At 73.6% G+C, this 21312-nt stretch carries 17 protein-coding genes; 11 read left to right on the top strand and 6 right to left on the bottom strand.

Annotated elements, in window-relative coordinates:
• Window positions 1-76 precede the first annotated feature (76 nt).
• Together ACN27B_RS03295 and ACN27B_RS03290 are read left to right on the top strand one after the other, a co-directional pair.
• Window positions 77-1447, top strand: coding sequence for a cobyrinate a,c-diamide synthase (locus ACN27B_RS03295; protein WP_099163951.1), 1371 nt, complete (start codon window positions 77-79; stop codon window positions 1445-1447).
• On the top strand, window positions 1444-2013 hold the full coding sequence (locus tag ACN27B_RS03290; protein WP_091571659.1) for a GNAT family N-acetyltransferase: 570 nt from the start codon (window positions 1444-1446) through the stop codon (window positions 2011-2013). The genes ACN27B_RS03295 and ACN27B_RS03290 overlap by 4 nt, the downstream gene beginning before the upstream one ends.
• A 107-nt stretch (window positions 2014-2120) precedes the next feature.
• Here ACN27B_RS03290 and ACN27B_RS03285 read toward each other — a convergent pair whose 3' ends face one another.
• Complete coding sequence (locus tag ACN27B_RS03285; protein ID WP_099163952.1) at window positions 2121-4253, bottom strand: transglycosylase domain-containing protein; 2133 nt, start codon at window positions 4251-4253, stop codon at window positions 2121-2123.
• A gap of 121 nt (window positions 4254-4374) precedes the next feature.
• On the opposite strand from ACN27B_RS03285, the gene cobC reads away from it, so the two are divergent.
• Genes cobC through cobA form a run of 3 tightly spaced genes read left to right on the top strand, consistent with a single transcriptional unit; the run spans window position 4375 to window position 7846 of the window.
• Window positions 4375-5457, top strand: coding sequence for an Rv2231c family pyridoxal phosphate-dependent protein CobC (cobC, locus tag ACN27B_RS03280; RefSeq protein WP_099163953.1), 1083 nt, complete (start codon window positions 4375-4377; stop codon window positions 5455-5457).
• Window positions 5457-6596, top strand: a complete 1140-nt coding sequence (cobT, locus tag ACN27B_RS03275; RefSeq protein WP_422745829.1) for a nicotinate-nucleotide--dimethylbenzimidazole phosphoribosyltransferase — start codon at window positions 5457-5459, stop codon at window positions 6594-6596. Before cobC ends, cobT begins: the two co-directional genes overlap by 1 nt.
• A complete protein-coding gene (gene cobA / locus ACN27B_RS03270) occupies window positions 6593-7846 on the top strand; it encodes a uroporphyrinogen-III C-methyltransferase (RefSeq protein ID WP_422743439.1) in 1254 nt (417 codons plus the stop codon). Before cobT ends, cobA begins: the two co-directional genes overlap by 4 nt.
• A gap of 131 nt (window positions 7847-7977) precedes the next feature.
• Here cobA and otsB read toward each other — a convergent pair whose 3' ends face one another.
• Both otsB and ACN27B_RS03260 read right to left on the bottom strand, forming a co-directional pair.
• Window positions 7978-10497: a trehalose-phosphatase gene (gene otsB / locus ACN27B_RS03265; protein WP_422745827.1), complete on the bottom strand. Its 2520-nt coding sequence runs from the start codon at window positions 10495-10497 to the stop codon at window positions 7978-7980.
• 77 nt (window positions 10498-10574) lie between these two features.
• Window positions 10575-11975, bottom strand: a complete 1401-nt coding sequence (locus ACN27B_RS03260) for an alpha,alpha-trehalose-phosphate synthase (UDP-forming) (protein WP_099163956.1) — start codon at window positions 11973-11975, stop codon at window positions 10575-10577.
• A 307-nt stretch (window positions 11976-12282) separates the two neighbouring features.
• Here ACN27B_RS03260 and ettA point away from each other — a divergent pair, with 307 nt between their 5' ends.
• The 4 genes from ettA (at window position 12283) to ACN27B_RS03240 (ending at window position 15776) form a co-directional block, all read left to right on the top strand.
• On the top strand, window positions 12283-13959 hold the full coding sequence (ettA, locus tag ACN27B_RS03255) for an energy-dependent translational throttle protein EttA (RefSeq protein ID WP_091571685.1): 1677 nt from the start codon (window positions 12283-12285) through the stop codon (window positions 13957-13959).
• A complete protein-coding gene (locus ACN27B_RS03250; protein WP_099163957.1) occupies window positions 13952-14395 on the top strand; it encodes an acyl-CoA thioesterase in 444 nt (147 codons plus the stop codon). Before ettA ends, ACN27B_RS03250 begins: the two co-directional genes overlap by 8 nt.
• Window positions 14392-15060 (top strand): hypothetical protein, encoded by a 669-nt coding sequence (locus ACN27B_RS03245; RefSeq protein ID WP_422743436.1) that lies wholly within the window; start codon window positions 14392-14394, stop codon window positions 15058-15060. Before ACN27B_RS03250 ends, ACN27B_RS03245 begins: the two co-directional genes overlap by 4 nt.
• A gap of 131 nt (window positions 15061-15191) precedes the next feature.
• Window positions 15192-15776, top strand: a complete 585-nt coding sequence (locus tag ACN27B_RS03240) for a YbjN domain-containing protein (RefSeq protein WP_099163959.1) — start codon at window positions 15192-15194, stop codon at window positions 15774-15776.
• Window positions 15777-15795: 19 nt separating this feature from the next.
• Here ACN27B_RS03240 and ACN27B_RS03235 read toward each other — a convergent pair whose 3' ends face one another.
• From ACN27B_RS03235 to ACN27B_RS03225, 3 genes are all read right to left on the bottom strand, one after another.
• The gene (locus ACN27B_RS03235; protein WP_099163960.1) at window positions 15796-16182 is read right to left on the bottom strand and encodes a globin; all 387 of its coding nucleotides are present in this window, start codon (window positions 16180-16182) and stop codon (window positions 15796-15798) included.
• Window positions 16183-16260: 78 nt separating this feature from the next.
• Complete coding sequence (locus ACN27B_RS03230) at window positions 16261-17628, bottom strand: MFS transporter (protein WP_172967937.1); 1368 nt, start codon at window positions 17626-17628, stop codon at window positions 16261-16263.
• 235 nt (window positions 17629-17863) lie between these two features.
• The gene (locus ACN27B_RS03225) at window positions 17864-18919 is read right to left on the bottom strand and encodes a mechanosensitive ion channel family protein (RefSeq protein WP_371682245.1); all 1056 of its coding nucleotides are present in this window, start codon (window positions 18917-18919) and stop codon (window positions 17864-17866) included.
• A 187-nt stretch (window positions 18920-19106) separates the two neighbouring features.
• Here ACN27B_RS03225 and ACN27B_RS03220 point away from each other — a divergent pair, with 187 nt between their 5' ends.
• Window positions 19107-20567: a D-glucuronyl C5-epimerase family protein gene (locus tag ACN27B_RS03220; RefSeq protein ID WP_099163962.1), complete on the top strand. Its 1461-nt coding sequence runs from the start codon at window positions 19107-19109 to the stop codon at window positions 20565-20567.
• Window positions 20568-20767: 200 nt separating this feature from the next.
• Window positions 20768-21307, top strand: a complete 540-nt coding sequence (locus tag ACN27B_RS03215) for an HNH endonuclease (RefSeq protein ID WP_091571705.1) — start codon at window positions 20768-20770, stop codon at window positions 21305-21307.
• Window positions 21308-21312: the final 5 nt, after the last annotated feature.

The raw sequence follows: 21312 nt of genomic DNA, 5'->3' as shown, positions 1-21312 counted from the left end.
CTCCGCGGCCGACGGGCGCCGGGGCGGACGGGTATGGTCACGCGGGCGGAAATCACCCCGGACCCAGGAGTCGATGATGACCGACGTGCCGCGCGTCGTGCTGAGCGCGCCCTCCTCCGGGCACGGCACCGGTGCCCTCTCCCTCGGCCTGCTCGCCGCCCTCGCCGAGCGCGGCGTGCCGGTGGCCGGCTTCAAGGTCGGGCCGGACCAGGTGGACGCGGCGTACCTGGGGCTGGCCGCCGGTCGCCCCGGCCGCACGCTGGACCCCCGGCTGGTCGGCCCGGAGCGGGTCGCCCCGCTCTTCGCGCACGGCGCGGCCGGCGCCGGGTTCGCGCTGGTCCAGGGCACCATGGGGCTCTACGACTCGGTCGCCGGTCGGCCGGAGAGCGAGTCCACCGCCGCCGTGGCCACCGCGCTGCGCAGCCCGGTGGTGCTGGTCGTGGACGTCGCCGCGATGGGGCAGTCGGTGGCCGCGCTGGTGCACGGCTTCCGCTCCTACGACGAGCAGCTCTGGCTGGGTGGCGTGATCCTCAACCGGGTGGCCTCGCCCCGGCACGAGACGCTGCTGCGCGAGGCGCTCGACGACGTGGGGGTGCCGGTCTACGGCGCGCTGCGCCGGCACGAGCTGCCCCCGGTGCTGCCCGCCCGCCGGCACGGCGCCGCGCCCGTGGTGCGCGGTGACGCCGAGGCCGAGCGCGGCGTGCGCCGGCTCGGTGAGGCGGTCGCCGCCACCGTCGACCTGGACCGGTTGCTGGCGCTGGCCCGGTCCGCTCCCGCCCTGAGCGTGGAGCCCTGGTCGCCGGAGCCGGCGGACGGTCCGTCCGCCCCGGCGGAGCGGCCGGTGGTGGCGCTGGCCGGCGGCCCGGCCGGCAGCTACAGCCATCCGGAGGTCGCCGAGCTGCTGCGGGCCGCCGGCGCCGAGGTGGTCACGCTCGACCCACTGCGCGACGAGGCGCTGCCCGCCGGGGCCCGCGCGCTGGTCGTCGGCGGCGGGCTCCCCGAGACGTACGCGGAGCAGCTCTCCGCCAACCGCCGGCTGTGCATCGCGGTGGCGGAGCTGGCCCGGTCGGGCCGTCCGGTGGTCGCCGAGGGGGCGGGCCTGCTCTGGCTGGCGCGCGAGCTGGACGGCCTGCCGATGTGCGGCGTGCTCGACGCGGTCGGCACGGTCCGCGACGGCCTGGTGGTCGGCTACCGGGACGCCACGGCGGTCACCGGCAGCGTGGTGGCGCCGGCCGGCGCGACCGTGACCGGGCACAAGCAGCACGCCGCCGTGCTCACCCCGCGCGCCGGTGACCAACCGGCCTGGCGCTGGGACGGCGGCACCCCGGAGGGCTTCGTCCGCCACGGCGTGCACGCCTCCCAGCTGGTGCCGCACTGGGCCGCGCTTCCGGGCGTCGCGTCCCGCCTGGTGGCCGCCGCGCTGGCGCCCTCGGCGGCCCTGGCGTGATCGGTCAGGTGGCGGTACGCCGGTTCCCGGCGCTGACCGTCTCCACCCCGCGGACCGAGGTGCGCCGGTTGGTCGCGACGGACGCGGCGGCGGTCGACGAGGTGTTCGGCGACCGGCAGACCCAGCGGTGGCTGCCGCTGGCCGAGGCGGCCGGGCAGATCGACGGGCGGGCGTGGTGCACGGAGCTGGCCCGGCAGCGGCGGGACAGCGGCGACGGCGACCACTGGGCGGTGGTCCGCCGGGAGGACCAGCGCGTGGTGGGGTGCCTGTGGACCCGCCGCACCGACTGGGGCGCCCGGCTCACCGAGGTGTCGTACGCGATCGCGCCGCACGCCCGCGGCTACGGCCTGGCCGCCGAGGCGGTGGACGCGGTGGCCATCGCGCTGATCCTGGAGCACGGATTCCACCGGGTGGAGCTGCGGGTGGCGCCCGGCAACGTCGCGTCCCGGCGGGTGGCCGAGAAGGCCGGTTTCAGCTACGAGGGCCTGCTCCGCAACGCCGGTTTCGTCCGCGGCGCCCGGGTGGACCTGGAGTTGTGGTCCTTCGTCGCCGCCGACCTCCGCTGAGCCCCTCTCCCACGTCGATCAAGGAGTTCGCGTCGGCGGATCTGGGGATCCCGGACGCAAACTCCTTGATCAACTACCCGGGCGCACCCCCGGGCGGAACGTGGGGCTCAGCCGACTATCTGGTCGGAGGGCGGGGTGAACTGGCGGGTGGGCTGGCCCTTCAGGGAGTCCCGTAGGGTCTGGGCCACCGCGTTCACCGGGATCTGCGACTGCCCGTCGCCCACCGCGTTGAACGGATTGTCCGGGTCGGCGATGAAGCTCGCCGCCGCCAGCTCCGGCGTGTAGCCGACGAACCAGGCGGACCGGGTGCTGTCGGTCGTACCCGTCTTGCCGGCGACCGGGCGGCCGACCGTGCCCCGCACGCTGTCGGCCGTCGACCAGCCGCCACAGCTCCCCTTGGCCGGGGTGTCCCCGGTCGGGCAGCGCGCCGCGTCGGTGGCGGCCCGGGCCGCGTCCGCGTTCACCACCTGCCGGCACCGGGGCTTGGCGATCTCCCGCTGCACCCCGCCGGCGGTGGAGTAGGTGGCCGGCGTGCCGTCCCGGTTCATGATCGCGTTGACCGGGATCGCCTCGCAGTAGCGCCCGTCGGCGGCGATCGCCGCGTACGCGTTCGCCATCTCCAGCGGGGTGGCGTCCGAGACGCCCAGCGTGAACGCGCCCCACTTCTTCGCCTTGGCCGGCGACGCCTGCTCCTTGTCCACGTCGGTCCGCCAGCGCAGGCCCAGCTGCTCGGCCAGCCGCACCCCGGCGTCCGCGCCGATCTTCTCCTCCAGCTGGATGAAGTAGGTGTTCACCGACTTGCCGAAGCCGGACCACATGGTCTGCCGGCCGGTCATCGCGCCACTGGCGTTGGACGGGGCCCAGCCGTCGTAGACCGCCGACTTGTACGTGTACGGCGAGTCGTAGGCGGTGGACAGCGGCATCCCGGCGTTGAGCGCGGCGAGCATCGGGAACATCTTGAACGTCGAGCCGGCCTGGTAGCCGGGGAGCGACCCGCCGCCCAGCAGCGGTGCCACCGTGTTCGGGTAGTTCGCCTTGACCTTCGGGCCGGCCTCGGGGTTCGAGCTGTTCGGGTTCTCCGCCAGGTCCAGCGAGTAGTTCCGGTTGACCGCCATCGCCTTGATCCGGCCGGTGCCGGGTTCGGCGACCACGATGCCGTTGGCGAACGGGCTGCCGGTGTTGTCCTTGGCGCCCACGTTCTTCTCCGCCGCCGCCTGGGTCTTCGGGTCGAGGGCGAGCACGATCCGGTAGCCGCCGCGCCGCAGCTTGTCCATCCGTTCCAGGCGGTTCTCGCCGAACGCGGGCTGCGCGCTCCACCAGTTCTTCAGGTAGTCGCAGTAGAAGCCCCAGCTGCGGTGCCCGCCGTCGATCGCGGCGCAGTCGTTCGGCGGCGTGGTCAGCTTCAGCCTGATCGGCTGGCCCTTGGCCGACGCGGCGGCGTCCGGCGAGAGGTAGCCGAGGCGGGCCATGTTGTCGAGCACGTAGTTGCGCCGGCCGGTGGCGTCCTTCTGGTCGGAGGTGATCGGGTCGTACTCCGAGGGGGACTTCACCAGGCCGGCCAGCGTGGCCGCCTCGACCGGGGTGAGCGTGGCCGGCGTCTTGGAGAAGAAGATCTGCGCGGCGGCGTAGATCCCGTAGGCGCGGTGGCCGAAGTAGGCCGAGTTGAGATAGCGCTCCAGGATCTGGTCCTTGCTCAGGTGCTTCTCGATGTCCAGCGCCATGCGCATCTCCTTGACCTTGCGCAGGCTGGTCTGCTGGGTGGCCTCCTGGACCTCCCGGGGCGTGGTCGCGCTGTCCCGCAGGGCCATCCGGACGTACTGCATGGTCAGCGTCGAGGCGCCCTGGGAGACGCCGCCGGAGCGGGCGTTGGACACGAACGCCCGCGCCACGCCCTTCGGGTCGACGCCGTGGTGCTGGTAGAACCGGTTGTCCTCGGCGGCGACGATCGCCTGCTGGATGTTCGGCGACATGTTCTCGATCTTGGTGTACTGCCGGTACTCCTCGTAGAACATGGTCAGCACGGTCTTGCCGTCGGGCGCGTAGACGTACGACGTCTCGGCCGGCAGCGCGGTCTTGAGGATGTTCGTCTTCTGTTCCACGGCGTGCGCGGTGGCCTTGGCGCCGATGCCGGTGACGGCGACGAGCGGGTACAACGCGGCGGCGACGACGATGCCGGCGATCAGCCCGGCGCGGAGAAGGGGCACGGCACGACCAGCGGAGGCAAGGGGTCGGTTGCTCACGGGGTCAAGCTATGACATTTCCGATTCGGAAATGAGAAGAACTCATAAACCGGCGGGTCGTGACGCGACCCACGCCGGGATGCGCTGTCCCGGGCGGCGGCTTCCCGGCAGGATCGCGGACATGCCCGCACCACCGACCGGGAGCGCCGCCGCGCTCGACGAGCCCGACCTGGGCCACCACGGGGACTCCGAGGCCACGCCCGGCCTGGTCGACCTGGCCGTCAACGTGCGCCGCGCGCCGATGCCCGAGTGGCTCGCCGACCCGCTGACCGCCGCCCTGGGCGATCTGGCCGCGTACCCGGACCCGACGCCCGCCCGCGCCGCCGTCGCTCACCGGCACGGGCGACCCCCGGACGAGGTACTCCTCACCGCCGGCGCCGCCGAGGGTTTCGTGCTGATCGCCCGCGCGCTGCGCGACGCCCGCCACCCGGTGGTGGTGCACCCGCAGTTCACCGAACCGGAGGCCGCCCTGCGCGCCGCCGGCCACCGGGTGGACCGGGTCCTGCTCGACCCGGCCGACGACTTCCGGCTCGACCCGGCCCGGATACCCGCCGACGCCGACCTGGTCATGGTCGGCAACCCCACCAACCCGACGTCGGTGCTGCACCCGGCGGACACGATCGCCGCACTGGCCCGCCCCGGCCGGGTGCTGGTGGTCGACGAGGCGTTCGCCGACACCACCGCCGCGCCCGGCGTCGACGGCGAGCCCGAGTCCCTGGCCGCCCGGCGCGACCTGCCCGGCCTGGTGGTGGTCCGCAGCCTCACCAAGACCTGGGGGCTGGCCGGGCTGCGGATCGGCTACCTGCTCGGCGACGCCGCGCTGCTGGCCCGGTTCGCCGCCGCCCAGCCGCTCTGGGCGGTCTCCACCCCGGCGCTCGCCGCCGCCACCGCCTGCGCCGCCCCGGTCGCCGTGGCGGCCGAACGCGCGATCGCCGCCGGGCTCGCCGCCGACCGCGACCACCTGGTGACCCGCCTGTCCGGCCTGCCCGGGGTACGCGTGGCGGGCCGCCCGGCCAGCGCCTTCGTGCTGATCCACCGCGTCGGCGCCGCCGACGTGCGGGAGCGGCTGCGGGAGCAGGGCTGGGCGGTACGCCGGGGTGACACGTTCCCCGGGCTCGGCCCGGACTGGCTCCGGATCGCGGTGCGCGACCGGGCCACCACCGACGCGTTCATCGAGACGCTGGCACGGATCCTGGAGGCATGATGCTGGAGTCCACCGTCGCGGCGATCCGGCCGCTCGACGAGACGGCCATGGCGGCCGCGCGTGAGTTGCAGGGCCGGCTGACCAAGCCCGCCGGCTCGCTCGGCGCCCTGGAGCCGCTCTCGGTACGCCTCGCCGGGCTGGCCGGCGCCTGCCCGCCGCCGCTGCCCGACCAGGCCGCGGTGGCGATCTTCGCCGGGGACCACGGCGTGCACGCCCAGGGCGTGACCCCGTGGCCGCAGGAGGTCAGCGCCCAGATGATCGGCAACTTCCTGGCCGGCGGCGCGGTGGTCAACGCGTTCGCCCGGCAGGCCGGCGCCTCGGTCACCGTGGTCGACGTCGGCGTGGCCACCCCGCTGTCGGTCACCCCGCCCGACCCGGCGGCGCGCGCCGCCGACCCGGCCGGCCCGTCCGCGCTCACCGTCGACGTCGTCGCGACGCCCGCCGACCCGGACGGGCCGCGCCTGGTGGCCGCGAACGTCCGCGCCGGCACCCGCGACATGACCGTCACCGCCGCGCTCACCCGGGACGAGGCCCGGGCGGCGGTGGAGACCGGCATCCGGGTCGCCGACGAGCTGGTCGACGGCGGCGCGGGCATCCTGCTCACCGGCGACATGGGCATCGGCAACACCACCCCGGCCGCCGCGCTGGTCGCCGTGTTCGCCGGGGTGGACGCGGCGGCGGCGACGGGCCGGGGCACCGGCGTGGACGACGAGACCTACGCTCGCAAGGTCGCCGTGGTCCGGGCCGCGCTGGCCCGGCACACGCCCGACCCGGCCGACCCGCTGGGCGTGCTCGCCGCGGTCGGCGGGCTGGAGCACGCCGCGCTGGCCGGCCTGATCCTCGGCGCCGCCGCGCGTCGGGTGCCGGTGCTGCTCGACGGCGTGATCGCGGTCAGCGCCGCGCTGGCCGCCGCCGCGTTCGCGCCGGACGCGGTCGGCGCCATGGTCGCCGGGCACCGCAGCGCCGAGCCGGGCGCCACGGCGGCGCTGCGGCACCTCGGGCTCGATCCGCTGATCGACCTGGGACTGCGCCTCGGCGAGGGCACCGGGGCCCTGCTCGCCCTGCCGGTCGTCACCGGCGCCGTCCGGGTGCTGCACGAGGTGGCCACGTTCGACGCGGCCGGGGTGGCCGAGAAGTGAGCGAGCCGGCCCCGGAGGCGTCGCCCAGCCCGTACCCCCTGGGGTTGCGGCTGGCCGGCCGGCGCGTGGTCGTGGTGGGCGGGGGAGCGGTCGCCACCCGGCGGGTGCCCGCGCTGCTCGACGCGGGCGCGGACGTCCTGCTGGTGTCGCCCGAGCTGACCCCGGCGCTGCGCGCGCACTCCGACGCCGGCCGGCTGCGCTGGGAGCCGCGCCGGTTCGCCCCCGGCGACCTGGACGGCGCCTGGCTGGTCCAGGTGGCGGTGGACGACCGGGTGGCCGCCGCGGCGGTCAGCGCCGCCGCGGCCGAACGGCGGATCTTCTGCGTCCGGGCCGACGACCGGGCCGCCGCCAGCGCCTGGACGCCCGCCGTGACCCGGCACGGCCCGGTGACCGTGGCCGTCCTCGGCGGCGGCGACCCGCGCCGGGCGATGACCGTCCGCGACGCCGTCCGCGACCTCCTGGGCGCAAGGAAGGGCCCCCTGTTAACGCCTCCGGTAGAGGAAGGGGCCCCGCTTAACACCACGGGCGGTCGGGTAGCGCTGGTGGGCGCCGGGCCGGGCGATCCGGAGCTGATCACCGTGAAGGGCTGGCGGCTGCTCACCGAGGCCGAGGTGGTGGTCGCCGACCGGCTCGTCCCGGGGCTGCTCCTGGACGAGTTGCGGCCGGACGTCGAACTGGTCGACGCCTCGAAGATCCCGTACGGGCCGTCGCGCGCCCAGGAGGAGATCAACCGCATCCTGGTGGAGCGGGCCCGGGCCGGCAAGGTGGTGGTCCGGCTCAAGGGCGGCGACCCGTACGTCTTCGGGCGCGGCGGCGAGGAGTTGCTGGCCTGCGCCGAGGCCGGTGTGCCGGTGACCGTGGTCCCGGGGGTCACCAGCGCGGTCGCGGTGCCCGGGGTGGCCGGCGTGCCGGTGACCCACCGGGGCGTGGCGCACGAGTTCACCGTGGTCTCCGGGCACGTCGCACCGGATTCGCCGGCGTCGCTCGTGCGCTGGGAGGCCCTGGCCGGGCTGCGCGGCACGCTGGTGGTCCTGATGGGCCTGAAGAACCTGGCCGCGATCGCCGCGACCCTGATCGCGCACGGCAAGCCGGCCGACACCCCGGCCGCGGTGATCCAGGAGGGCACCACCGCCGCCGAGCGGACGCTGCGCTCCACCCTCGCCACGGTCGCCGCCGACGTCGAGGCCGCCGCGCTGCGCCCGCCCGCGATCGTGGTGATCGGCGACGTGGTCCACGCCCTGACCCCCTGACGCCCCCGCAACCCTCGCCGATCTTGCACTTGGCGCCCGAGAGATGCCCGTTGCGCCCCTTTGTCGGGGCAGCAAGTGCAAGATCGCCGGGGGCGGGGCGGCGGGGGAACGGGGCCCCCGCCGCCGTCGGGTCACTGCTTGAGCATGTTGTCCAGCAGCAGGGCGCAGCGGATCAGGCCCAGGTGGCTGTAGGCCTGGGGGTGGTTGCCCAGGCCCCGCTCGGCGAGCGGGTCGTACTGCTCGGGCAGCAGGCCCGTGGGGCCGGCCGTGTCGACCATCTGGGTGAACAGCTCCTCGGCGTCGGTGCGGCGGCCGGTGCGCAGGTACGCCTCGATCAGCCACGCCGTGCAGATGTGGAAGCCGCCCTCCCGGCCGGGCAGGCCGTCGTCCCAGTGGTAGCGGTAGACGACCGGGCCGCTGCGCAGGTCCGCCTCGATCTTCAGCACGGTGGAGAGGAAGCGCGGATCGTCGCCGGCGAGCAGGCCGGAGATGCCGATCCAGAGCGACGAGGCGTCCATCTCCTCGTACCCGTACGCGACGCTGTACGCCTCGGCCTCCGGGTGCCAGCCGTGCTCCAACACGTTGGCGGCGATCCGGTCGCGCAGCTCGACCCACTCCGGCCGGTCCTCGCCGCCGTGCTGACGCACCACGTGCAGCGCCCGGTCGACGGTCATCCAGAGCATGACCTTGGAGAAGACGTGGTGCCGGGGTGGGAGGCGGGCCTCCCAGATGCCGTGGTCGGGCTCGTGCCAGCGGCGGCGTACCGCCTCGACCATGTTCTCCAGCACCCGCCACTCGTCGTCGCGGACCGAGCCCCGGGCGTCGGCCACCGCGGCGATCAGGTCGGCGACCGGGCCGAAGACGTCGAGCTGGAGCTGGTGGTTCGCCAGGTTGCCGACCCGGACCGGCCGGGAGCCGGCGTAGCCGGGCAGCGTGTCGATGACCGCCTCGGCGCCCAGCTCGAAGCCGTCGACGGTGTAGAGCGGGTGCAACCGCTCCGGATGGCCGCCGGTGCGGTCGACCACGCCGTCGATCCAGCGCAGCAGCCCCTCGGCCTCCTCGGTGGAACCGAGGTCGACCAGCGCGCGGGCGGTCATCGCCGCGTCCCGCAGCCAGCAGTAGCGGTAGTCCCAGTTGCGGACCCCGCCCAGCTCCTCGGGGAGCGACGTGGTCGCCGCGGCGAGGATCGAGCCGGTCGGCTCGTGACAGAGCCCGCGCAGCGTCAGCGCGCTGCGGGCGACCAGGTCCCGGGCGGTGGCGGGCAGCCGCAGCGAGGCCACCCAGTCCTTCCAGGGCTGCTCGGCGGCGGTCTGCCGCTCGTGCACCGGCAGCCGGTGCGGCTCCAGGCTCTGCGTGCCGAAGCGCAGCTCCAGCACCACCTGACCGCCGGCGGCGGAGAGGTCCACCACCGCCTTCGCGGTCTCGTAGCCGGCGTCGTTGGTGACCTCCCACTCGACACCGGGGGAGTGCAACGCGACCGGCTCGTTGGAGCCGAGCACCAGCAGACCGTCGTCGAGTGGCTGGAGCTGGACCGCCACCTGACCGAACTCGGGGCGCGGGGCGAACTCGACCCGGGCCCGCCCGGTGCCGCTGAGCACGCGGACCAGGGTCGAGTCGCCGCTGACCACGACCGGGTCGTCCGGGGTCGTCTCCCCGACGGGCAGGTCCAGCCAGTCGGTGACGGTCAGGCCGGACCAGCGGGTCTCCACGGTCATGGTGTTGCTGCGGTAACGCTGGCCCAGTGGGATGCCGCCGCGCTCCGGGCCGACGGTGAAGTGCCCGGCCGGGCTGCCGCCGACCAGGTCGGCGAAGATCGCCGCCGAGTCCGGCTTCGGGTGACACAGCCAGGTGATCTTGGCTTCGGGCGTGACCAGTGCGACGGTACGGCCGTTGGCCAGCATCGAGTGCCGCTCGATCGGCACCGCCCGCTCGCCGAAGAGCCAGTGCCGCCGGGTCTCCAGCAGCAGGCCGAGCGCCCGGGCCGCCTCGATCGGCTCGGCCACCCGGTAGTCCGCCTGGGTGTCCCCGGGGCCGATCTTGATGCCGACGTCCGGCCCGTGCAGGTTGCCGAACGCGTTCTCGTCGGTGACGTCGTCGCCGATGAAGAGCACCGCGCTGGCCGCGAGCTGGGTCCGGAGCTGGTCGACGGCGGTGCCCTTGTGGGTGGCCACCACCGACAGCTCGATGACCTCCTTGCCCTGGGTGACGGTGACGTCCTCCCAGGTCGCGGGCCCGCTGCGGACCGCCTCGACGGCGGCGGCGGCGATCTGCGGGTCGACCCCGCGGGTGTGCACGGCCACGCTGGCCGGCTTGCGCTCCAGGCGGACCCCCGGATGCGCGGCGGCGATGTCGCGCAGGACCTCGCGGAGCCGGTGCCGGACCGCGATCAGCTCCGGGGTGAGCCGCTCGACGAAGCCGATGTCGAACTCCGAGCCGTGGCTGCCGACGAGGTGCACCTCGCTGGGCAGCCGGGAGAGCGTGGCCAGGTCACGCAGCGCGCGACCGGAGACCACCGCGACGCTGGTCTGCGGCAACGAGGCCAGCGCGCGCACCGCGGCGACCGACTCGGGCAGCGGCACGGCCTTGCTCGGGTCCTCGACGATCGGGGCGAGCGTGCCGTCGTAGTCGCAGGCGACGAGGAGCTGGGGCATCCGGGCGATGCGGCCGATGGCGGCTCGCAGTTCCGGGTCCAGCGCGCCACCGTGGGCGGTGGCGGTTGCGGGCGAGGTCACGCCACCTCCGTATCGGGGACACCGAGCTCGCTGAGGAACGACTTGGCCCAGTGGCCCACGTCGTGGCTGCGCAGGTGCCGCTGCATGACGCGCATCCGGCGGCGGGCCTCGGGTTTCTCGATGTGTACGGCCCGGAGCAACGCGTCCTTGACCGCGTCCGGGTCGTGCGGGTTACACAGGAACGCCTGGCGCAGCTCGGTGGCGGCGCCGGCGAACTCACTGAGCACGAGCGCGCCGCCCTGGTCGGCGCGCGATGCGACGTACTCCTTGGCCACCAGATTCATTCCGTCTCGCAGCGGGGTCACCATCATCACGTCGGCCGCGACGTACATCGCGGCCAGTTCGGAGCGACTGTACGACTGATGCAGATAATGCACCGCCGGCACGCCGACCCGGCCGAATTCACCATTGATCCGGCCAACCTCGCGTTCCACCTTCACCCGAAGTGCCTGGTAGTGCTCCACGCGCTCGCGGCTGGGCGTGGCGACCTGCACCATAACCGCGTCGGGAACTGTCAACTTTCCGTCAGCGAGGAGTTCCCGGAAGGCCTTGAGGCGGAGTTCGATGCCCTTGGTGTAGTCGAGCCGGTCGACGCCCAGGATGATGGTCTTCGGGTTGCCCAGCTCCTCGCGGATCTGCTTGGCCCGGGCCTGGATCGCGGGGTCCTCGGCCAGCCGCTCCATCTCCTTGGTGTCGATCGAGATGGGGAACGCGCCCGCCTTCACCTGCCGGCCGTCGACCTGGATCATCTGCCCCTCGTAGCGCAGGCCGAGCAGGTGCCGGGCCAGCCGGACGAAGTTCTGCGCCGCCAGCCGCTGCTGGAAGCCGACCAGGTCCGCGCCGAGCAGGCCGCGCAGGATCTCGGTGCGGAACGGCATCTGCATGAACAGCTCGATCGGCGGGAACGGGATGTGCAGGAAGAACCCGATCCGCAGGTCCGGACGCAGCTCGCGGAGCATCGCCGGCACCAGCTGGAGCTGGTAGTCCTGCACCCAGACCGTGGCCCCCTCGGCCGCCACGTCGGCCGCGGCCTCCGCGAACCGGGCGTTGACCAACCGGTACGCCTCGCGCCAGCGCCGCTTGTAGGCCGGCGTCTCCACCGCGTCGTGGTAGAGCGGCCAGATGGTCGCGTTCGACTGGCCCTCGTAGTAGCGCTCCAGCTCCTCGGCGCTCAACGGCACCGGGTGCAGCCGGATCCCCTCCAGGTCGAACGGCTCGGGCGCGGCGCCGGTGCCGCCGGCCCACCCGACCCACGTGCCCTGGTGCTCGGCGAGCACCGGGTGCAGCGCGGTCACCAGGCCGCCCGGGCTGCGCCGCCACTGCCGCCCCTCGGGTGTGCTCACCTCGTCGACGGGCAGGCGGTTGGCCACTACGACAAAGGAGCTACGGACGGTCACGATCGGCCACCTCCGGGTATGACGGGTCCACCGCGATGAGCGTACTGAGCGTAGCTGCGGCGTCTGATCCCCCGTGCCGGAGTTCCCTACCCGTCCGAGAACCGCCGAACCCTCCGCGTGATCTTGTCGACATCCCCGGCCTCGTACCGCTGGGGTGGGGTGATGTGGGCGGGGCCGCCCGTACCTGTCAGGATTGACGACGGCGTGCGCGCGGCCGGCCCCCGGCCGGCGGCGGCGGGCGGAGATCGACGCCCGCGCCTCGCGCCCCGCAAGCCCGCGATCGCAACCGACGGAGGTAGCCCGCACCGTGGCCCAGTTCATCTACGTCCTGGACAAGGCGCGCAAGGCGCACGGCGACAAGGTCGTGCTCGACAACGTGACGCTGAACTTCCTGCCGGGTGTCAAGATCGGTGTGGTCGGTCCGAACGGCGCCGGCAAGTCCAGCCTCCTCAAGATCATGGCAGGGCTCGACCGGCCGAGCAACGGCGAGGCCCGACTGATGCCCGGCTACTCCGTCGGCATGCTGGCGCAGGAGCCGCCGCTCAACGACGCCAAGACGGTCCTCGGCAACGTCGAGGAGGCGGTCGCCGAGACCAAGGCCAAGCTGGAGCGGTTCAACAAGATCGCCGAGCAGATGGCGACCGACTACTCCGACGAGCTGATGGAGGAGATGGGCAAGCTCCAGGAGGAGCTGGACACCGCCGACGCGTGGGACATCGACTCCAAGCTCGAACTGGCCATGGACGCGCTGCGCTGCCCGCCGCCGGATGCGGACGTCACCACGCTGTCCGGTGGTGAGCGTCGCCGGGTGGCGCTGTGCAAGCTGCTGCTGGAGGCGCCCGACCTGCTGCTGCTCGACGAGCCCACCAACCACCTGGACGCGGAGAGCGTGCAGTGGCTGGAGCAGCACCTGGCCAAGTACGCCGGCACCGTCCTGGCCATCACCCACGACCGGTACTTCCTGGACAACGTGGCCAACTGGATCCTGGAGCTGGACCGCGGCCGGGCCTACCCCTACGAGGGCAACTACTCCACCTACCTGGAGAAGAAGGCCGCCCGGCTCTCCGTCGAGGGCCGCCGCGACGCCAAGATGAAGAAGCGCCTCTCCGAGGAACTGGAGTGGGTCCGCTCGAACGCCAAGGCGCGGCAGACCAAGTCCAAGGCCCGTCTCGACCGCTACGACGAGATGGCCGCCGAGGCGGAGAAGACCCGGAAGCTGGACTTCGAGGAGATCCAGATCCCGCCGGGCCCGCGTCTGGGCAACACGGTCATCGAGGCGAACAACCTGACCAAGGCGTTCGGCGAGCGGGTCCTGATCGACAACCTGTCGTTCTCGCTGCCGCGCAACGGCATCGTCGGCATCATCGGCCCGAACGGCGTCGGCAAGACCACGCTGTTCAAGACCATCGTCGGGCTGGAGGAGCCGACCGGCGGTTCGGTCCGGGTCGGCGAGACGGTCTCGCTGTCGTACGTCGACCAGAACCGGCAGGGCCTGGCCGGCGACAAGAGCGTGTGGGAGGTCGTCTCCGACGGGCTGGACCACCTCATGGTGGGCAAGGTCGAGATGCCCTCGCGGGCGTACATCGCCGCGTTCGGCTTCAAGGGGCCGGACCAGCAGAAGCCGACCAAGGTGCTCTCCGGCGGCGAGCGCAACCGGCTCAACCTGGCGCTGACGCTCAAGATCGGCGGCAACGTCATCCTGCTCGACGAGCCGACCAACGACCTGGACGTGGAGACGCTCTCCAGCCTGGAGAACGCGCTGCTGGAGTTCCCCGGCTGCGCGGTGGTCATCTCCCACGACCGGATGTTCCTGGACCGGGTCGCCACGCACATCCTGGCCTGGGAGGGCGACGACCAGAACCCGGCCAAGTGGTTCTGGTTCGAGGGCAACTTCGAGGCGTACGAGAAGAACAAGATCGACCGGCTCGGCGCCGAGGCGGCCCGGCCGCACCGGGTGACCTACCGCAAGCTCACCCGTGACTGACCGGTTCGTCTACCACTGCGCGCTGCGCTGGTCCGACCTGGACGCGTACGGCCACGTCAACAACGCCCGCTTCCTCACGCTCTACGAGGAGGCCCGGGTGGCGATGATGTTCGCCGGCGGCCGGGCGTGGGGGGTGGGCTCGTTCGCCGACGGTGTGGTCATCCGCCGGCACGAGGTCGACTACCTGCGCCCGGTCGACTACGCGCTCGGCCGGGCCACCGCGGAGGCGGCGCCCACCGTGCGGATCGAACTCTGGGTCGACGAGATCCGCGCCGCGTCCTTCTCGGTCGCCTACGAGCTCTACGACGGCGACGCGCTGGCCGGCACCGCCCGGTCGGTGCTGGTGCCGTTCGACCTGTCCGCGCAGCGGCCGCGCCGGATCGCGCCCGAGGAGCGGGCGTTCCTGCTCCGCTACGCCCCCGGGCTGGCCGGGTGACCGGGCCGACGGCCGGGCACGGGCTGACCGCGGTGGCCGACGCCGGCGCGTTCCTGGCCCGGCTGGTCCGGCTCGACCCGGCCTCCCCGGTCCGGCTCCGGCCGGTGCCCGGCGCCGGCCGTACGGCGCTCTGGGCCCACCTGCCCTGGGGCGTGCTCGTGGTGCGCAGCGTGCCCGGCACGGCCCCCGGTGACGTCACGGTCGCCGCCGGGGAACTCCTGGCCGAACTCTCGGCCGGCGGGAACGGGCTGCCGCGGCGGCGGGACGACGCCTGGCGCTGGCCGTTGCCGCCGCCGGCCAGCCGGCCGGTGGAGGTGCTGCCCGGCGGGGAGGTGCGCCGGATCGCCGAGGCGGCGGCCGGGACGCTGCGCGAGGCGGCGGCGCACGGGGTGGCCGGGCGGGCGGTCGGTCAGCGCGTGCTGCGCGACGCGCTGCTGGACCACGTCGCGGTGGTGGTGACCCCGGACGAGGCGCCGCAGGCGCCGGTGGAGGTGTCCCAGCGGTTGGTGCAGGGCGTGGTCCGGATGGGCTTCGTCGGCGCGGGTGACGTTCAGGTGCGGGTGGCCGGCCGTTGGGTCGGACTCGTCGGTCCGTACGGGGCGGCGTGGTCGCGTACCGTCGCGGATCTTGCACTGACGCCTACCCGGGCTCATCCGAACGGCTGACCCCGCATCGTTCTTCCGGGCTGGGGCGGTCGTTGGGGGGATGCCTCCTGCCGGCTGTCCGGGTACCGTCCATCCTCGGATCCAACGCACCGTAGGCGGCTGGATCCGCTGGGGAGTGAGGTGCGCGAGCGATGCCGTGGTGGTCATGGCGCCCCGGTCCCGCCGGTGGCGGCGATCCGGAGACTCGAAGCGGGACCACAGTGGACGACACCGTCCGGGTCGGGCCACCGGCCCCGCGCCAGCCGGGAGACGACGCGGCGGCGCCCGAGCGTCCGGTCATCGCCGACATGCCGGCCACGGTCGCCCCGGTCACCCTCCGCCGGGTCTGCGACGCGCTCGACCTGCTCGACGTGCGTTACCTGGCCGACGGCGACGGCAACCTGCTCGCCATGTGGGAGCGGCACGCCGTGCTGGTCGCGCTGGAGGGCCCGGAGGACGAGATCCTGGTGATGCGGGCCCGTCCACACGCGACGGTGCCGCCGGACTGGGCCGACCGGGCCTACCGGGTGGTCAACGAGTGGAACCACACCCGACGGTTCTGCAAGGCCTACATCGGCGACCCGACCGAGCGGGGGCAGCTCCCGATCTACGCCGAGCTGCAGGTGCCGCTCGGCGCCGGCACCCACGACGCGCTGCTGGTCGAGATGCTCGACTGCGGCGCCGCGGTGGCCACCACGTTCGTCGACTGGCTGCACGACGAGGGCGCCCTGCTCTGACTTTCCACCGGGCCGTCGGTCAGCCGGCGGCCGGGTCCTCCACCACGTTCACCATGAAATAGGCGGCCCGCTCCAGGTAGTCCCAGAGCGCGGCGGCGAGCTGCGGCGGCAGGTCCAGCTCGTCCACCGCCCGGCGCATGTGACGAAGCCAGGCGTCCCGCTCGGCCGCGCCGATGCGGAACGGGGCGTGCCGCATCCGCAGTCGCGGGTGGCCGCGCTGCTCGGAGTAGGTGTGCGGGCCGCCCCAGTACTGGACCAGGAAGAGGGTCAGCCGGTCCGCCGCCGGGCCCAGGTCCTCCTCCGGATACATCGGCCGCAGCAGCGGGTCGTCGGCGACGCCGGCGTAGAACACGTCCACCAGCTTGCGGAAGGCCGGTTCACCGCCGATCGCCTCGAAGAGCGTCATCGACTCGCCTGGGGAAGTCACGCTTCCATCCTGCCAGGTGCGCCCCGGCCGCCGCCTCCGCCCGCCGGGCGGCGCCGGTCACGTCACCGCGTGCCGGCGTCGGCCGTGCTCCCGCCCCCGCTCGCCCCCTCCCGGCCCCCGGGCCGGGGTGTGCGCCCGCGCGGCGCTGGACTCGGCCTGGGCGGTCTCGACGGCCGCCTGGATCGTCGCCGGGCGGGGCCAGGTGGCCGCCGCGACGAGCATCAGGAGCACCCCCGCCGCGCTCCAGACCCCGACCACCGCCGGGATGGAGAAGTGCTCGGCCAGCGCGCCGGTGGCCAGCACCGCGCCGCCCTGGATGACCTGCGTGCCGCTGGCCATCACCCCGAACGCCCGCGCCCGGTAGCCGTCCGGGAGGGCCTGCACGAAGAGGCTGTTGGCGACCGGGACGATCCCGGCGACCGCGAAGCCGCACGCGGCGGCGAGCAGGGCCACCACGGCCGGCGGCGGGTCGAGCAGCGCGGGCACGAGCGCGGCCGGCGCGAGCACCGCCAGTGGCGGCAGCAGGGTCAACCGGCGGGTCGGACCGACCAGCCGCGCGATGAGGATCCCGCCGATGACGTAGCCGACCGGGTTGGCCGCCATGATCAGCGCCTGCGCGGTGCCGGCGTCCATGCCGCCGCCGGTGCGCTCGGCGGCCCAGCCGGCGGCGAGGCCCTCGGGGACGATCGAGAAGACCATCGCGCTGAACACCAGCACCGCGATGGCGCGCAGCACCGGTCGCTCGAAGACGATCCGGAAGCCCTCGGCGGTCTCCCGCAGCAGGTGGTTGCGGGGCCCCGTGGCCAGTGCCGGCGCCCGGTCCCGCAGGCCGAACCGGACCAGGAGGGCCGACAGGGCGAACGTGCCCGCGTTGATCAGCAGCGCGGTGCTCGGGTTGAGCGCCGCGATGGTGGCGCCGGCGAGGTAGCCGACGACCTGGGCGGTCTGGACGGCGCTGGTGGAGGCGGTGAGGCCCACCACCAGCCGGTCGCCTTCGAGGATGTGCGGCAACAACGCCGAACGCGCGGCCTGGCTCGGCGGGTTGGCCAGCGTCGCCACGAAGATCAGGACGAGGATCGCCCAGGCCGGCATGAACGGCATCGCGACCAGCACCATCAGCGCCATCCGGATGAGGTCGCAGAGGACCATCACGCGGCGGTAGCGGTGCCGCTCGGCCAGCGCCGACAGCAGCGGGCCGCCGATCAGCCAGGGCAGGTAGCTGGCCGCGAAGGCGGCGGCGGAGAGGGCGACCGAGCGGGTCTCCTGGAGGACCAGCACCGTGAGCGCGGCCTTGGCGAGGTAGTCACCGATCCAGGAGAGGACGTTGGCGGCGAAGAGCGCGCGGAACTCGGACTGACCGAACACGTCGCGGAAGGTGGCCGGACCCTCCTGGTCGGGTCGCTCGTCGGACACCGTCGCCTCCATCGTTCCTGGTCGACCACTTGTGATGGCCCGGCCGGGAACCGTCGTCAGATCAACCGATCAGCGAGGACAGGAGCACACTCCCCGGTGGAGTGCGTTCACCGGATTCTGCCCGATCGTCTGACAACTGGCTAGGGCGAACGGATTGATCGTCGCATCTCCGACTGAACGAACGGACGATACCCGAGGGGCCGCGCGACGCGCGACCCCCGGAAATCGTCCGTCCGGTACGGGTACGTCAGGTGGCGCCGCCGGTGCCCGTCCCCTCCGGCCGCGGCGGCGGCGAGGGCTGCGGGGGCAGGCCGGGGAAGAGCCGGGCCGCCGCGATCCGGGCCGTGATCCCCGAGTTCTCCAGCGCCTCCGCGAGGCGCCGACGCAACTCCCGACCGACCGCGAACTGTCCCTCGGCGGTGGTCTTGACCACGGTACGGATCACCGCGCCGTCGACCGTCATCTGCTCGACGCCGAGCACCTCCGGCTGCTCCACGATCTCCGGCGCCAGCTCCGGGTCCAGCGCCACCGACGCCGCCGCGGTACGCAGCACCGCGGTGGCCTCCTCGGTGCCGGCGAAGCCGATCGGCAGGTCCACCACGACCAGCGCCCAGCCCTGGCTCTTGTTGCCGACCCGGACGATCTCACCGTTGCGGATGTACCAGAGCACACCCCGGCCGTCGCGGACCGTGGTCACCCGCAGGCCCACCGCCTCCACCACGCCGGTCGCCTCGCCGAGGTCGACCGTGTCGCCCACGCCGTACTGGTCCTCGATCAGCATGAACAGGCCGGCGATCAGGTCCTTGACCAGGCTCTGCGCGCCGAAGCCGAGGGCCACGCCGACGATGCCCGCGCTCGCCAGCAGCGGGGCCAGGTCGAAGCTGAACTCCTTGAGCACCATCAGCAGCGCGATGCCGAAGACGAACGCGGTGACCATGCTGCGCAGCACCGACCCGATCGCCTCGGCCCGCTGCCGGCGCCGCTCCGGCACGAACTGCTCCGGGTCGAGGGCGGCGCTGGGGATCCGCTCCCGCAGCGGGCGGAGCATGGTCGGCACCGCGCCGTGGGTGGTGGTGCGCACCAGCCGGTTGATGGTGCGGTGCAACGCCCAGCGCGCGGCCACCGCGAGCAGCAGGATCAGCGCGATCCGCAGCGGCTTGAACAGGATCCAGTAGCTGCTCTCGGCGAACCAGGCGGAGCCGGACACCCGGTACACCCACTCGCAGGAACTGCTGCCCTGGCAGTCCGGTCGCCGGTCGGCGACGGCGGCCAGCACAGCGGTGATCAGGTCGGAGAGATTCACAGTGCTTTCGTACCGCACCCGCTGACCCCGTCCGGCGCGGACCCACCGTGCGCCGGTGCGTGGGCAACCCCCTTGCCTCCCTGCTCCGTTGTACCCGGGGGGCGGGAGAACGCGCCCTGGCCCACACGGGGGCCTCGTGACTGGCCGTCCACGTCGAGGTTGGGCGAGCAAAGGGGAGAAGAGCGACATGACGGAGGAACACTTAGGCACGAACCGGTCCTGGTCCCGCCGGCGGGTGCTGACGGTGGCGGCCGCGGCGGCCGGTGCGGCGTCGCTGGCGGCCGCGGGGGCGGCGGCAACGCTGTCCGGCGACTCGCCGCTGAGGTTCCGGTACGACCCGTTCGAGATCCGCGATCTGCCGCAGGGCCAGCGGCCGTACTACAGCGGCGTCCGGCTGCCGATCGTCGACTCGGGCACGCACGACGAGCACGGCGCACGCATGTCGATGCTCGGCGGGAAGCTCTACGACCATCCGGTCGGCCAGGCCCAGTACGGCATCAACCTGCTGGAGACCTACCGGGTCACCGGCGAGCAGGTGTTCCTCGATCGGGCGATGACGCAGGCGCAGCGCCTGATCGACCGGCGGGTCGTCCACCAGGGCGGCTGGTTCTACCCGTACCGATTCCGGCACGCCATGCACCGGGAGACCGACGTCTACGAGACGCCGTGGTACTCGATGATGGCCCAGGGGCAGGCGCTGAGCCTCTTCGTTCGGCTGGCGCAGGTGGTGGGCGAGCGCACCCCCTGGCGTGAGGCGGCGGACGCGACGTTCGCGTCCTACCGGGTCCCGCCGGTGGCCGGCGAGCCGTGGGGGATGTACGTCAAGGACGAGTTGCTCTGGCTGGAGGAGTACGCCCACCCGAAGCGGGTGCGCGGCGACCGGACCTACAACGGGCACATCTTCTCGGCCTTCGGCCTCTGGGACTACTGGACCATGAGCCGCGACGCCAAGGCCAAGCAGATACTCCAGGGTGCGATCACGACCGCCCGGGACGTCCACCATCTCGTCCGTACCCGCCAGTGGCGGAGCAGGTACTGCCTCACCCACCGCAAGGACGCGGGCATGTACCACTCGACCCACATCATCCAGCACGCTGTGCTGCACGCGATCACCGGCGACCCGGCCTTCGCCGGGATCATGGACCTGTTCTACTCCGACCACCCCACCCGAGGGGTGTCCGGAACGGTCGTGCTCGCCGCCGGGGACCACGAGGGGTACAGGTTCGACGCGTCCGGCACGGTCCTCGACCGGAAGCGGGTCACCCTGACCCGGCCCGCGGAGGCGGCCTCCGCGGAACGGCACAAGGTGCTCCGGCAGACCGGCATCTGGTACGACCTCACCGAGGGCGCGCTGAGCGGTTACCTGGTCCGGGAGATCCCCGGCCGGTCGTACCAGAGGGGGAGGGCTGCGCCGATCGGCTACCGCATCCCGCGGCCGGCGGTGGTCGTCGCCGCGCCCGGCAGGGCGTACTCCGTCGACGAGGCCGGAAGGGTGACGTCGGTGGCCGCGGACCTCGCCGTCGGTGACACCGTGACGGTGGATCTACGCGCCGCCCTCGACGGTGTCCAGCACTACCGCCTGGCCTCCGGCGCTCACGCCGGCCAGTGGGTCAGGCTCGACACCCTGCGTAGCGCCGGCCCGGCGTAGCGTGCGGCGCCGGACCGACCCGATGCGGGTGATCCGGTGGGCGGCTTTGAAGATTCGTGCGTGCAATCCGGGGCGCGATCAGGGACTATTGGCGCAACGGACGTCGGTGGTCCCGGCCGGCGCTCGGGGCCGTCGCGCGCTGTCGCGGGCGGTCCCGGAGTGCAGGCGGCGGGAGCGGCTGGACCGGGAGGGTGAGCGCGATGCCTGACATACGACCCACGGCGGGCTCCGGTGCACTCGTTCTCAACGCCACCTACGAGCCCCTGTGCGTCGTGTCGGTGCGTCGTGCCGCGATCCTCGTGCTCTCCGCCAAGGCCGTCTGCGTGGCCGACGGCGAGGGCATCCTGCACAGCGCCCGCAACGCGCTCCCGGTGCCCTCGGTGGTGCGGCTGACCCGCTACGTCCGGGTGCCCTACCGCACCCACGTGGGGCTGTCCCGCCGGGCGATCTTCGCGCGCGACGGGTGGCGGTGCGCCTACTGTCGCGGGCCGGCGGAGACCATCGACCACGTCTTCCCACGCAGCCGGGGTGGCCGGCACGCGTGGGAGAACGTGGTCGCCGCCTGTGCCCGGTGCAACCACACCAAGGGCGACAAGACCCCGGCCGAGCTGGGCTGGCGGCTGCACCACCTGCCGGCCGCGCCGAAGGGCAACGCCTGGCGGGTGCTGGGCCACCGCGCTCCCGACCCCCGCTGGGCGGACTGGCTCGACCTGCGTGAGCCCGAGGTCGAAGCGGCCTGAGGGCG

Source organism: Micromonospora sp. WMMD754 (genome assembly GCF_049315235.1).
GTDB lineage: Bacteria > Actinomycetota > Actinomycetes > Mycobacteriales > Micromonosporaceae > Micromonospora > Micromonospora sediminicola.
This window is presented reverse-complemented; position numbering and strand designations above follow the sequence as displayed.